Origin of the sequence: Enterobacter cloacae complex sp. 370H10, assembly GCF_050031535.1 — a bacterium.
In the GTDB taxonomy this organism is placed as follows: Bacteria; Pseudomonadota; Gammaproteobacteria; order Enterobacterales; family Enterobacteriaceae; genus Enterobacter; species Enterobacter intestinihominis.
Map to the genome: position 1 here is coordinate 3987980 of NZ_JBLGWG010000001.1, position 12322 is coordinate 4000301.

Genomic DNA, 12322 nt, shown 5'->3' on the forward strand with positions numbered 1-12322 from the left:
TGAATATGCTGAATACACGTTTTTCTGTAAGCCTGATCGTCATCTGCTGGCTCTGCCTCAGCGCGAGTCTCTGCGCGCAGCCGCTCTCCTTTATGGCTCCTGAAGAGAGGCCGCAGCTGGAGGCCAGCAAACCCTGGCCGGAGAATCAGTTTCTGGTCCTGGCCTACCACGACGTCGAAGATGATGCTGCCGATCTGCGCTACCTCTCCGTTCGCACCAGCGCGTTAAACGAGCAGATAAGTTGGCTTTTGCACAACGGCTATCACGCCATCAGCGTGCAGGACATTGTGGATGCGCATGAAGGAAAAAAAGCGCTGCCGCCGAAAGCCGTTTTGCTCAGCTTCGACGACGGCTACAGCAGTTTTTACACCCGGGTCTGGCCCCTGCTTCAGGCCTGGAACGTTCCTGCGCTGTGGGCGCCGGTGGGCAGCTGGGTGGATACGCCGGCAAATCAAAAAGTTAACTTCGGCGGTCTGATGACGCCCCGCGATCGGTTCGCGACATGGGACATGGTGCGCGAGCTCAGCCGCTCCCCGCTGGTTGAAATCGGCTCGCATACCTGGGCCTCGCATTACGGCATCCCGGCCAACCCGCAGGGAAGCCGTGAACCCGCTATCGCCAACCGTTTTTTCGATAACGCGACGGGGCATTACGAAACCGATGAACACTTCAACCAGCGGATCGCCGCAGACGTACGGAAAGTCACCGAAAAAATCACCCAGGTGACGGGAAAAGCGCCGCGTGCCTGGGTGTGGCCCTATGGGGCTGCCAACGGTACATCGCTCGCTATCGCCCAGAAACAGGGCTATCAGCTGGCCTTTACCCTGGAGGACGGGCTGGCAAACGTGCGCGACCTCGGCAACATCCCGCGCCTGCTGATTGCCGGAAATCCGTCGATAAAAACCTTTGCCAACACGGTTAGCCGCGTTCAGGAGTTTGACCCGGTGCGCGTCATGCATGTTGATCTCGATTATGTCTACGATCCCGATCCGGCCCAGCAGACGAAAAACATCAACAAACTCGTCCAGCGGGTCTACGACATGAAAATCAGCCATGTGTTTCTCCAGGCGTTTTCGGATCCGCGGGGCGACGGCAGGATCGGCGCGCTCTATTTCCCCAACCGTCGTCTTCCGGTCCGGGCCGATCTTTTTAATTTTGTCGCCTGGCAGCTACAAACCCGCGCGGGAGTGAAAGTCTTTGCGTGGATGCCGGTCCTCTCTTTCGATCTCAGTCCAGCCCTGCCGCGCGTGCAGCGCCGGGATCGTGAAACGGGAGAGTTGACCGTGGCCGCCGAGCCCTATATCCGGCTCTCCCCCTGGAGTCCGCAGGTTCGCCAGCAGGTGACGGAGATCTATGAAGATCTGGCCCGCTATGCCAGCTTCAACGGGATCTTGTTCCATGACGACGCGGTGCTGACGGACGTTGACGATGCCGGGCAGGAGACGACGCGCCAGAAAAGCCAGCAGCTTATCGGGTTTACCCAGGCCCTGAGCCAGACGGTGAAGGACATCCGTGGCCCGCAGATCAAGACCGCGCGCAATATGTTCGCCCTCCCCATTCTGCAGCCCGAAAGCGAAGCGTGGTTTGCGCAAAATCTGGATGATTTTCTGTCGGCCTACGACTGGACGGTGCCGATGGCAATGCCACTGATGGAGTCCGTCCCGGCAGAAGAGAGCAATGCCTGGCTGACGCGTTTAGTCAACGCCGTCGCCGCACGCCCCGGCGCGCTGAATAAAACGATTTTTGAGCTACAGGCCAGGGACTGGGCGCAGAAACCGCAGCGTGCCGTAGCCGATGAACGTCTGGTGGAGTGGATGCAGGTGCTCCAGCTGAACGGCATCAAAAATTACGGTTATTACCCCGACGACTTCCTCAACAACCAACCTGATATTTCGCGTATCAGGCCTGAATTTTCTTCGTACTGGTATCCTGACAATGACTGATCGCATTATCGCCTTCTCTATTTTGTGTCTGGTATTCGGGTTGCCGTTAGGCGTAGCCGCGCTGTTTACCGGCGAACTGATTCTGGACTTTGTCTTTTTCTGGCCGCTGTTTATGTCCGTGCTCTGGGTAACCGGCGGCCTCTATTTCTGGTTTCAGCTTGAACGGCACTGGTCGTGGGATAACGCAACACCCGCGCCCGCCTTAGCCGGTGAACCGTTAATTTCGATTCTTATTCCCTGCTTTAATGAGGAACGCAACGCACGGGAGACCATTAGCGCCGCGCTGGGTCAGCGGTACTGGAATGTTGAGGTTATCGCCATCAACGACGGCTCTTCGGACAATACCGCGCTGGTGCTGCATCAACTGGCGCAGGAGCAGCCGCGCCTGCGGGTGATTAATCTCGCGGAGAATCAGGGGAAAGCCGTGGCGCTCAAGGCTGGTGCGGCGGCGGCCCGGGGCGATCTGCTGGTCTGCATTGACGGCGACGCCCTGCTCGATCGCGATACGGCCGCGTATCTGGTGGCACCGCTGATTCAGTATCCCCACGTTGGGGCCGTCACCGGAAATCCGCGTATTCGCACGCGCTCAACGCTGATTGGTCGTATTCAGGTGGGCGAGTTTTCTTCCATTATTGGTCTTATCAAGCGAACGCAGCGGATCTATGGCCGGGTCTTTACGGTCTCCGGCGTCATCGCCGCCTTTCGCCGACAGGCGCTGGCGGATGTCGGGTACTGGAGCCCGGATATGATCACAGAGGACATTGACATAAGCTGGAAGCTTCAGCTGCGCCACTGGGATATCTTTTTCGAGCCGCGGGCGCTGTGCTGGATCCTGATGCCGGAGACGCTCAAGGGGCTGTGGAAACAGCGTTTGCGCTGGGCTCAGGGCGGTGCAGAGGTGTTTCTGGTTAACCTGCGCAAAATGGCCCGCTGGGAGCATCATCGGATGTGGCCCCTGTTTCTCGAGTACGCGCTGTCAACGCTGTGGGCGTTTGCCTATGGAGCGACCGTGGTGTTGTTCATTCTTAGCCATATTATCCCTCTTCCCGCGAACCTGGCCGTTGCGAGTCTGTTTCCCCCGGCGTTTACCGGGCTGCTGCTGGGGGTGATGTGCCTGCTGCAATTCCTCGTCAGTTTGTATATCGAGCGGCGCTACGAGCGGAAAGTGGCAGGCTCGCTGTTCTGGGTGATTTGGTTCCCGATGGTGTACTGGATGATTGGCCTGTTTACCACCCTCGTGGCATTTCCGAAAGTCATGCTTAAACGTAAACGCGCCCGCGCGCGCTGGATCAGTCCGGACCGGGGAAAAGGGAGCATTCAATGAACGAGAATACGTTAATTTTGACTGAACATCGGCTGGCACCGCGTCTTTTCGATGCCGCATTAACGCTGATAGCCTGGGGAGGATTCCTGTTTTTCCTGTATGCCAGGTTGTGGATGCAGTTAACCGAGGAGAGCGATCACCGCTGGAGCGTGATTATCGCCTCTTTTAATACAGTACTGGTCTATCTGCTGATTGCCGCGTTCAACGGCTGGCTGCTGATCCTGTGGTATCAGTACAATCGCCGCCGCGCGCATGTGAGGCGGCGTCATCCGCAAATGTTGCGCCATGACGAGCTTGCCCAAAGTTTTAACGTCACGCCGCAAATTATGTCCGAGATGAGCCAGTACAACCTGCTGACGGTCTATCATGACCAGATCGGCCGGATCATTGATCTGAAGATCAGCGAGCAGCAGGTCGAGGAAGAAGAGTAATAAAAAGCCCCCGCAGCATACCCTGCGGGGGCTTTTTTATAACAGGGAGACGTTATTTATCCTTCACCACAATCAGCGGTTCAATATCGCTCTCTTTCTTCACCACCAGCGAGTCATCCCCACGCAGACAGGTTCCGCCATAGTTTCCGCCCACGGTAAAGGTGCAGACCTGTATGTATCTGCCGTCAACCTTTGGCAGGCACCATAGCTGCTGGTAGATATTTTTGCGGTCAACAAACTTGCCGCTGGACTGGTCCAGCAGTTGATCCTGGGCTCCGATCAGATCGATATTGCTCCCGCAGCGTCCGGCTATCGGTTTAACGGCATAGCCTGTCCGTTTCAGCAGCGCATTCACCTCAAAATCGGTATCCAGCAGGTAACGGTGGTTCGGGAACAGCTGCCATAGCACCGGCAGGATCGCCTTGTTACCTGGGATCACCGTCCACAGCGGTTCAAAGACCAGCACTTCCGGGCGCAGCAGGACGTCAATCAGGCGCACTTCACCTTGCGGGTGACCGGTACGGATGGGCACGGCGGCGTACTCGGTTTCGCTCACCTCGCGGATCTGCTCGATCGCCGTTTCCCACGCCCAGGTTTTCCATACGCAGTTGACGTGACGGCCTTCATCATCAATCAGTTGCCCGGCGGCATCCCAGCTCAGCGCGCCCAGTCCATGCAGGATTTTGGTTTCAAACCCGGCCTGGATCAGCGAGCGCTGAATAAAGAGCGCGTGGTAATCCTCTTCGATATCGTTGTCCTGCATGATATGGACGAACGGCCGCGCGTGGCTGTGCTTCCAGGCGCCGGTCAGCTCCTCCAGCAAGCCTTCCGCCGGATTGTGGCCGGTGCCGCGATAGCCGTTTTTCACCCACTCTTCAAGAATCAGCCCGCCCTCGGTATGGCAGGAGGCGGAGTCCGCGTTGTACTCGTAAACCTTAATGCCGCGCTCATCCATGCAGAAATCCATACGACCGGTGATCATATGGTGACGACGCCACTGCCACGAGAGGCGCAGACGCGGCCAGAGAATTTTCGGGATGTCGAAAAGCGCGAGTAAGCTGTCGTCTTTCAGCACCTTGTCGGTGGCATGAAGGTACATCAGGTGCAGTTCGTTGGTGGCTTTGATCAGCTCCTGCTCGGCACTTTCGGTAATGGTGAAGTACTGGCAGGGATCGTTGTTAATAACGTGGCCGTTCGCGCGAATGTACGCCTGTTGCAGGGCGTCGTTTTCATTGAGCCATTTTCCGTCGAACTGACGGTTGTTCTTCAACCGCGCGCCGCTGATTTTCAGCAGCTCACCGTCGATCTCCGGCTGAGGAATACTGTGTTCCGTCTCCTCCGTCTGGATCATCCAGCCGAGGATCTCGGTATCGCTGAACGTATCATGAAGCGTATAGCAACCGTTCTCAACGCTCAGACGCAGCTCGCGCGTCCACTGCTGCCCCATCGGCAGCGGGGAGTGAATAACGTTCTGCTCGGCAATGCGCACTCTGTCGTCCAGCAACTGGGTGATGACGGCGACGTGGCCGGTCTCTTGAAACTCACCGCCCTTTTGCCAGATGAGCAGCGCACCGGCCTGCGGCGCGCGTTTTGAGCCATTAGCAAAGGCCTGTAGCGGCAGGATGTTGTCATTCACCACCTGGCGTAAAAAACGCAGCGAGAAGATCTCCCACGCCATCCCGACGTCGGTAAAGACAAACCCGTGGTTGAGAAACAGGAAACGGCGCGCAAACTCAACGCACTGCCATTTATGGCCCATGTATTCGTTGCCGATATAGCTGCGGAATTCCGCGTCTTCCGGGTAGTGCCGCGGATCGAGACTGCCGTAATTTGAAGAGTAAATCGCCACGCCACCCGGCGCATAACCTAATAACGTCCCGAAGGGTGCGTCACTGCTTAACGTTCCTTTACGCATGTGTCCAACCTAAAACAGGCAGGCGGCAATTTTTTTGTGGGGTTGTCGTCGTCTGCACGTTGTAATTAACTGACAGAGGTGGCGTTATCATACACCCGCCCTGCCCATTACGCTCGCATCGTTAAACGGTTCCCCTATCTCCTGCTACACTGCCTCAACACAACACCAAAAAGGCAGGCCAACATGTCAGATAACACCTATCAGCCACCGAAAGTGTGGGAATGGAAACAGAATAACGGCGGCGCGTTCGCCAATATCAACCGTCCCGTCTCGGGCGCTACGCACGAGAAAGAGCTGCCTGTGGGCGAGCACCCGCTCCAGTTGTACTCTCTGGGTACGCCGAATGGACAGAAAGTTACCATCATGCTGGAAGAGCTGCTGGCGCTGGGCGTGACGGGCGCGGAATACGACGCATGGTTAATCCGCATCGGTGAGGGCGATCAGTTCTCCAGCGGTTTTGTCGACGTGAACCCGAACTCGAAGATCCCGGCACTGCGTGACCACTCTACCACCCCGCCGACGCGCGTCTTTGAATCCGGCAATATCCTGCTCTATCTGGCCGAGAAATTTGGTCACTTCCTGCCAAAAGATCCGGCAGGACGTACGGAAACCCTGAACTGGCTGTTCTGGTTACAGGGCGCGGCCCCGTTCCTCGGCGGCGGTTTTGGCCACTTCTATAACTACGCGCCGGTGAAGATTGAGTACGCTATCGATCGCTTCACCATGGAAGCTAAACGCCTGTTCGACGTGCTGGACAAGCAGCTGGGGCGCGGTCGTTATGTAGCGGGTGAGGAATATACCATTGCGGATATGGCAGTCTGGCCATGGTTTGGCTGCGTGGCGCTGGGCAGCGTCTACAACGCCGCCGAATTCCTCGACGCCGGGAAGTACACCAACGTGCAGCGCTGGGCAAAAGATGTGGCGAATCGCCCGGCCGTTAAACGCGGGCGCATTGTTAACCGCACCAACGGCGAGCTGAACGAGCAGCTGCATGAGCGCCATTCAGCGAGCGACTTCGATACCCAGACGGAAGATAAACGTCAGGATTGACCCATGACCGGGCGGTTCGCCGCCCCTCTTCTGCGATGAGAAAAATGAGTCAGCACGCGTGCGCAAGGATCCTCGAATGTCAGACCAGACGCTAAAAGCGACCCGACAGCAGAGCATCATCACCCTGCTGAGTAAAAGCGACTGGCTGACCACTGATGCCCTGGCTGAAAAGCTCTCCGTCAGCAAAGAGACGATCCGCCGGGATCTGAAGTCGTTACAGCAGCAGGGGAAACTTCTGCGCCAGCACGGGCGTGCGCGTCTGATTCACCCGGACAGCCGCGACAGCGGTGAACCCTTTGGCGCACGCCTGAAAAGCCATTATGCTGACAAAGCCGATATTGCCCGACATGCGCTGGGCTGGATCAGCGAAGGGATGACCATCGCCCTCGACGCCAGCTCGACCTGCTTTCATCTGGCGCGCCAGCTTCCGGATATCGAACTCACCGTGTTTACCAATAGCCTGCCTGTCTGCCACGAGATGGCAAAGCGCGAGCGGATCACGCTTATCTGCTCCGGCGGAACGCTTGAGCGTAAGTATCGCTGCTATGTTAATCCGGCGCTGGTGACGCAGCTTAAAGGGCTGGAGATCGATCTGTTTATCTTCTCGTGTGAAGGGGTTGATGAGCATGGCGTCCTTTGGGATCCGTCCGAGCACAACGCGGGCTTTAAGGCGCTGCTGTTAAACCGGGCCAGCCAGTCGCTGCTGCTGATCGACAAAAGTAAATTTATGCGGGCAAGCGAAGTGAAAATCGGTCAGCTGTCGCAGGTGACACAGATTATTCAGAGCGATAAATGTCAGGCCGCCAGAGACGGCCTGACGCGATGATGTTACGCGGAGAGACGGAACTTCTGCACTGAGCGCTGGAGTTCTTCGGTCTGCCGTTCCAGTGCAGCCGCAGCGGCGGAAACCTGCTCCACCAGCGAGGCATTCTGCTGGGTCACGCCGTCCATCTGCGTGATGGCTACGCCGACCTGAGAAATACCTTTGCTCTGCTCCTCTGACGCGGTGGCGATCTGCTTCATAATGACGGTCACCTCCGTCACGTCGCGCAGGATAGCTTCCATCGTCGTGCCGGTATCGTTCACCAGCTGCGCCCCCTGCTCCACGCGGGCAACGGAATCCGCAATCAGCCCTTCGATCTCTTTTGCCGCATTCGCGCTGCGGCTGGCCAGATTACGCACCTCACCCGCCACGACCGCAAAACCGCGCCCCTGCTCCCCGGCCCGAGCCGCTTCCACCGCGGCGTTCAGCGCCAGAATATTGGTCTGGAAGGCGATGCTGTTGATAACGGTAGTGATTTCAGCAATTTTCTTCGAGCTGTCCGAAATGCCGCTCATGGTCGTGACCACATCGTCTACCAGCGACCCGCCGCGGCTGGCCGTACTGGAGGCGACATCCGCAAGCTGGCTGGCCTGGCGCGCGCTTTCGGCGTTCAGCTTCACCGTTGCGGTAAGCTGCTCCATGCTGGCCGCGGTCTCTTCCAGCGCAGCGGCCTGCTCTTCGGTACGCGAAGAGAGATCGTTATTCCCGCTGGAGATCTCCGTTGCCCCGCGCCAGATATTCTCGCTGCCGGAACGAATCGTGCTGACCGCCTCCCGCAGGCTGTCCTGCATGGCGCTCAGCAGCGGAACCAGTTGCCCCACGCAGTTGCGGCCAATGGGCTCAATCGGCTGGCTGAGATCGCCCTGCGCAATCTGGCGGAACTGCTGACGGATACGCTCCAGCGGTTTTACCAGCAGCGCCACCAGGTAGCGGTCGGTGAACAGCAGGATCAGCAGACCCACGATCGTGGCGGTGATAATCACCGTCCGGGTCATGCTGGTCAGGCTGTCGACCACAACGCGCGTACTGTCGAGCGCCTTCACCGCAGAATTGTTAAAGTTCTCAACCGCGGCGCCAAACGCGCGGCTTAGCGGCGGCGTAACGTTGTTGGCATGCTGACGATAGCCTTCGAGCGTCGCCTGCTTCGCCTGCACCATCTGAGGCGTAACGCCCCGATCGAGCAGCGCCTGCCAGGTGGAAATCACCTGCGCAGAGACCTTTTCATCCATCGGGCCCGGGGAGATAGCCTTCATCTCTGCCAGCTTTTTACTCATGTTATCCAGCGCCTGCTGAGCAGGAGCCAGGTCCGGCGTGCCGCCCGCTGCTTTAGCTTCCATCGCCCGGCTCAGGCGGGTGACGAAACGGAAATACTGATCGTTGCCCTGGCTCAGCACCGTCATTTGCCTGACCAGCTGGCGGTCAACGTCATTACCATCAGAAACACGAGACAGAGACCAGGTGCTGTAAAGCCCCACGCCTGCCCACATGACACAAAAGATCCCCAGTACCGTCAGCATGACGAAACGGATGGTGAAATTACGAAGCATCTTCATTGAGTATTCCTTGCCGTGAGGGTGAATTCGCCCAGGGGCGAGTACTACCCTCGTTATCGGCAGGGACAGGGGAAAAGATAACCCTTTGTGATGATTTATTTAAGCAGGGCTTATCATTCCAGATATTTTTTAAACCAGCTTAACGTTCTTGACCAGGCCAGCTCGGCTGCGGGCTGGTCATAGCGTGGGGTAGAATCGTTGTGAAATCCATGGTTTACGCCGGGGTAGATATACGCTTCATAAACCTTATTATTTGATTTCAGCGCGGCTTCATAGGCAGGCCAGCCCTCGTTAATATTTTTGTCCAGCTCGGCATAATGAAGCAGGAGCGGCGCGCTAATTTTTGGCACATCCTCCACCCGCGGCTGACGACCATAGAAGGGCACCGCGCAGTCGAGTTCCGGATACGCTACGGCGGCGGCATTCGATACGCCGCCGCCGTAGCAAAAACCGGTAATCCCCACCTTCCCGGTGGCTTCCGGATGATTTTTCATAAACTCTATGGCGGCAAAAAAGTCGTTCATCAGCCTTGTCGGGTCGACCTTCTGCTGCAAAACCTTTCCTTCGTCGTCGTTGCCGGGGTATCCCCCCACCGAGCTCAGGCCGTCGGGAGCCAGCGCGATATACCCCGCTTTCGCCACGCGTCGTGCCACGTCTTCAATATACGGATTAAGCCCCCGGTTCTCATGCACGACCACTACCGCGGGCGTTTTCGCGGTGGCTTTGGCCGGCTTCACCAGGTAACCGCGCACTTCGCCGTGACCATTGGGCGAGGGATAAGTGATGTATTCCGGAAGAATATCGGGATCGGTGAATTTAACCTGCTCCGCGAGGGCGTAGTTGGGTTTAAGCATATTAAACAGCATCAGCGCCGTTACGCCGCCTGCGGCATAGCGCGCCGCGAGATTCAGAAATTCGCGTTTGCTGATTTTACCGTGGGCGTAATAGTCATAGTAATCAAGCAGCTCTTGCGGAAAATCTTTGGCAGTCAGGCGCGTCATCGCTTATCTCCATGATTTATGATTTGATAAGCTTAGAATAAAAACGCTGTTTCGAAAATTCACCGATAAGAAAGGAGACATCATGTCCTGGCACCCTTACACCGGCCGATACGAAAACATGCAGTACCGATACTGCGGCAAAAGCGGCCTGCGCTTACCGGCGCTGTCGCTGGGTCTGTGGCACAGCTTTGGCCACGTTCAGGCGCTCGATTCCCAGCGCGCGCTGCTGCGTAAGGCCTTCGATCTCGGCATTACCCATTTTGACCTTGCCAACAACTACGGCCCCCCTCCAGGCAGCGCTGAAGAAAATTTTGGCCGCCTGCTGCGAGAAGATTTTGCCGGGTATCGCGACGAGCTGATCATCTCCACCAAAGCGGGCTACGACATGTGGCCAGGACCGTATGGTTCGGGTGGTTCACGTAAGTATCTGCTCGCCAGCCTCGACCAGAGCCTGAAACGCATGGGCGTGGAGTATGTGGATATTTTCTATTCTCACCGCGTAGACGAAAACACGCCGATGGAAGAGACCGCCGCCGCGTTGGCACACGCGGTGCAGAGCGGAAAAGCGCTGTACGTCGGCATTTCGTCCTACTCCACGGAACGCACGACGGTGATGGCCGAATTGCTGCGCGAGTGGAAGATCCCGCTTTTGATCCACCAGCCCTCTTACAACCTGCTTAACCGCTGGGTCGACAAGACTGGTCTGCTGGACGCGCTGGAGAAAAACGGAACGGGCTGTATCGCCTTTACCCCGCTGGCGCAGGGCCTGCTGACCGGGAAATACCTGAACGGTATTCCGGACGGTTCACGTATGCAGCGCGAAGGGAAAAAAGTGCGCGGCCTGACGGAGAAAATGCTGACCGAAGCCAACCTGAGCAGCCTTCGTCTGCTGAACGAGATGGCGCACGCGCGCGGGCAGACGATGGCGCAGATGGCGCTAAGCTGGCTGTTGAAAGATACACGTGTAACGTCAGTGCTCATCGGCGCGAGCCGCCCGGAGCAACTGGAAGAGAACGTTCAGGCGCTGAATAACCTGTGCTTTACCGAAGATGAACTGACGCGGATTGACCAGCACGTGGCGGATGGTGAGCTGAATTTGTGGCAGGCGTCGTCGGATAAATAAATAGTGCGGTCCGATGCTTTCGCCCCTCACCCTAACCCTCTCCCCAGAGGGGAGAGGGAACTTGAACACCCTCTCCCCTCTGGGGAGAGGGCAGGGTGAGGGGCGCTGTAAAATTATTTCTTACTGATCTTATCCAGATATCCCATCACAAACGCCGACAGTACAAACGTCAGGTGGATAATCACATACCACATCAGCTTATTATCCGGGACGTTTTTAGCATCCATAAAGACACGTAACAGGTGAATAGACGAAATCGCCACAATCGACGCTGCGACTTTATTTTTCAGCGATGAGGCGTCCATTTTCCCCAGCCAGTTGAGCTTTTCTTTGTGCTCGGCGATATCAAGCTGAGAGACGAAATTCTCATACCCGGAGAACATCACCATCACCAGTAATCCTCCTACCAGCGTCATATCCACCAGCGACAGCAGAACCAGAATCAAATCGGCTTCTGCCACGGAGAAAATGTTTGGCAGGACGTGGAATATCTCCTGGAAGAACTTGATCGTCAGGGCGACCAGCGCCAGAGAGAGACCAAAATAGACGGGTGCGAGCAGCCAGCGAGAGGCATACATTGCGTTTTCAAAGAAGCGTTCCATAAAATCCTGTCTGCAAACGAAACCAGCGCTCAGTATATCTCAACTATACCTCGTTGGGATCCACATCCGGACGCGCATACTCCGGCCAGACCAGTGCGACCAGTTCCGGGTAGGCTTCCAGGCTAAACTCGCGAAAACACTGGCGCAGATTTAATACGTCTAAATCGGAATACGACACCTTCTCGCCATTCAGACAGCGCTTTTTGATATTGTCGTAATATTTATAGACCGCCGAATTAAGGTCGCTACAGCGGCGCTGCGCGTCGAACAGGCCGGGCGTATCATTAATTTCGGCCATTTTCATTCGCTTAATTGTCGCATGGAGAAAATCGATATATTCGTGATTCACCCGCCAGTACCAGACTGGCGTCACGGCGTTCATCAAGACGGAGAAATGATCTTCCCCCTCCTCTTTGGACATCAATTCAGGCTGCGGTAGTTCACTGGCGTCATTTGACACTTTCGTTTTATTGAACTCTTGCATCAATAAAAGCACGCCAGCGGTCAGTAATAGTAACGTTACGACCGTGAAGAAAATGCTGTTCATGGGTAGGCTC

Annotated in this window: 11 protein-coding genes; 6 read left to right on the plus strand and 5 right to left on the minus strand. The window is 56.6% G+C overall.

The window, feature by feature from the left end:
- The first annotated feature begins 5 nt into the window (after positions 1-5).
- The 3 genes from pgaB to pgaD are packed head-to-tail and all read left to right on the plus strand — an operon-like array spanning position 6 to position 3698.
- Positions 6-1943: a poly-beta-1,6-N-acetyl-D-glucosamine N-deacetylase PgaB gene (gene pgaB / locus ACQG2Q_RS19610; RefSeq protein ID WP_063850062.1), complete on the plus strand. Its 1938-nt coding sequence runs from the start codon at positions 6-8 to the stop codon at positions 1941-1943.
- Complete coding sequence (gene pgaC, locus ACQG2Q_RS19615) at positions 1936-3267, plus strand: poly-beta-1,6-N-acetyl-D-glucosamine synthase (protein ID WP_063850063.1); 1332 nt, start codon at positions 1936-1938, stop codon at positions 3265-3267. The genes pgaB and pgaC overlap by 8 nt, the downstream gene beginning before the upstream one ends.
- Positions 3264-3698 carry a poly-beta-1,6-N-acetyl-D-glucosamine biosynthesis protein PgaD gene (pgaD, locus tag ACQG2Q_RS19620; RefSeq protein WP_063163591.1) on the plus strand — a complete coding sequence of 145 codons (435 nt, stop codon included), beginning with the start codon at positions 3264-3266 and terminating at the stop codon, positions 3696-3698. The genes pgaC and pgaD overlap by 4 nt, the downstream gene beginning before the upstream one ends.
- A 52-nt stretch (positions 3699-3750) precedes the next feature.
- Here the strand turns inward: pgaD and gss are convergent, their stop codons facing one another.
- Positions 3751-5613: a bifunctional glutathionylspermidine amidase/synthase gene (gss, locus tag ACQG2Q_RS19625; protein WP_063850065.1), complete on the minus strand. Its 1863-nt coding sequence runs from the start codon at positions 5611-5613 to the stop codon at positions 3751-3753.
- A gap of 183 nt (positions 5614-5796) precedes the next feature.
- On the opposite strand from gss, the gene yghU reads away from it, so the two are divergent.
- The gene (yghU, locus tag ACQG2Q_RS19630) at positions 5797-6663 is read left to right on the plus strand and encodes a glutathione-dependent disulfide-bond oxidoreductase (protein ID WP_023306934.1); all 867 of its coding nucleotides are present in this window, start codon (positions 5797-5799) and stop codon (positions 6661-6663) included.
- A 76-nt stretch (positions 6664-6739) separates the two neighbouring features.
- Positions 6740-7489, plus strand: coding sequence for an L-fucose operon activator (fucR, locus tag ACQG2Q_RS19635; protein ID WP_023298593.1), 750 nt, complete (start codon positions 6740-6742; stop codon positions 7487-7489).
- 2 nt (positions 7490-7491) lie between these two features.
- On the opposite strand, the gene ACQG2Q_RS19640 is transcribed toward fucR, so the two are convergent.
- On the minus strand, positions 7492-9039 hold the full coding sequence (locus tag ACQG2Q_RS19640) for a methyl-accepting chemotaxis protein (RefSeq protein ID WP_022649391.1): 1548 nt from the start codon (positions 9037-9039) through the stop codon (positions 7492-7494).
- 113 nt (positions 9040-9152) lie between these two features.
- A complete protein-coding gene (gene yghX, locus ACQG2Q_RS19645; protein ID WP_023306936.1) occupies positions 9153-10040 on the minus strand; it encodes a YghX family hydrolase in 888 nt (295 codons plus the stop codon).
- Between the two features lie 82 nt (positions 10041-10122).
- Here yghX and ACQG2Q_RS19650 point away from each other — a divergent pair, with 82 nt between their 5' ends.
- Positions 10123-11163: an aldo/keto reductase gene (locus ACQG2Q_RS19650; protein WP_063147393.1), complete on the plus strand. Its 1041-nt coding sequence runs from the start codon at positions 10123-10125 to the stop codon at positions 11161-11163.
- A gap of 113 nt (positions 11164-11276) precedes the next feature.
- On the opposite strand, the gene ACQG2Q_RS19655 is transcribed toward ACQG2Q_RS19650, so the two are convergent.
- Together ACQG2Q_RS19655 and ACQG2Q_RS19660 are read right to left on the minus strand one after the other, a co-directional pair.
- Positions 11277-11765, minus strand: coding sequence for a TIGR00645 family protein (locus tag ACQG2Q_RS19655; protein ID WP_006811956.1), 489 nt, complete (start codon positions 11763-11765; stop codon positions 11277-11279).
- Between the two features lie 43 nt (positions 11766-11808).
- Positions 11809-12312 (minus strand): ESA_00282 family adhesion-associated protein, encoded by a 504-nt coding sequence (locus ACQG2Q_RS19660; protein ID WP_063850066.1) that lies wholly within the window; start codon positions 12310-12312, stop codon positions 11809-11811.
- Positions 12313-12322: the final 10 nt, after the last annotated feature.

What these genes read in the sequence shown, in the direction of transcription:
- pgaB (WP_063850062.1), top strand. Translation starts at nt 6, where the DNA reads ATGCTGAATACACGTTTTTCTGTAAGCCTGATCGTCATCTGCTGGCTC.
- fucR (WP_023298593.1), top strand. Translation starts at nt 6,740, where the DNA reads ATGTCAGACCAGACGCTAAAAGCGACCCGACAGCAGAGCATCATCACC.
- ACQG2Q_RS19655 (WP_006811956.1), bottom strand. Translation starts at nt 11,765, where the DNA reads ATGGAACGCTTCTTTGAAAACGCAATGTATGCCTCTCGCTGGCTGCTC.
- yghU (WP_023306934.1), top strand. Translation starts at nt 5,797, where the DNA reads ATGTCAGATAACACCTATCAGCCACCGAAAGTGTGGGAATGGAAACAG.
- ACQG2Q_RS19640 (WP_022649391.1), bottom strand. Translation starts at nt 9,039, where the DNA reads ATGAAGATGCTTCGTAATTTCACCATCCGTTTCGTCATGCTGACGGTA.
- pgaC (WP_063850063.1), top strand. Translation starts at nt 1,936, where the DNA reads ATGACTGATCGCATTATCGCCTTCTCTATTTTGTGTCTGGTATTCGGG.
- gss (WP_063850065.1), bottom strand. Translation starts at nt 5,613, where the DNA reads ATGCGTAAAGGAACGTTAAGCAGTGACGCACCCTTCGGGACGTTATTA.
- ACQG2Q_RS19660 (WP_063850066.1), bottom strand. Translation starts at nt 12,312, where the DNA reads ATGAACAGCATTTTCTTCACGGTCGTAACGTTACTATTACTGACCGCT.
- pgaD (WP_063163591.1), top strand. Translation starts at nt 3,264, where the DNA reads ATGAACGAGAATACGTTAATTTTGACTGAACATCGGCTGGCACCGCGT.
- yghX (WP_023306936.1), bottom strand. Translation starts at nt 10,040, where the DNA reads ATGACGCGCCTGACTGCCAAAGATTTTCCGCAAGAGCTGCTTGATTAC.
- ACQG2Q_RS19650 (WP_063147393.1), top strand. Translation starts at nt 10,123, where the DNA reads ATGTCCTGGCACCCTTACACCGGCCGATACGAAAACATGCAGTACCGA.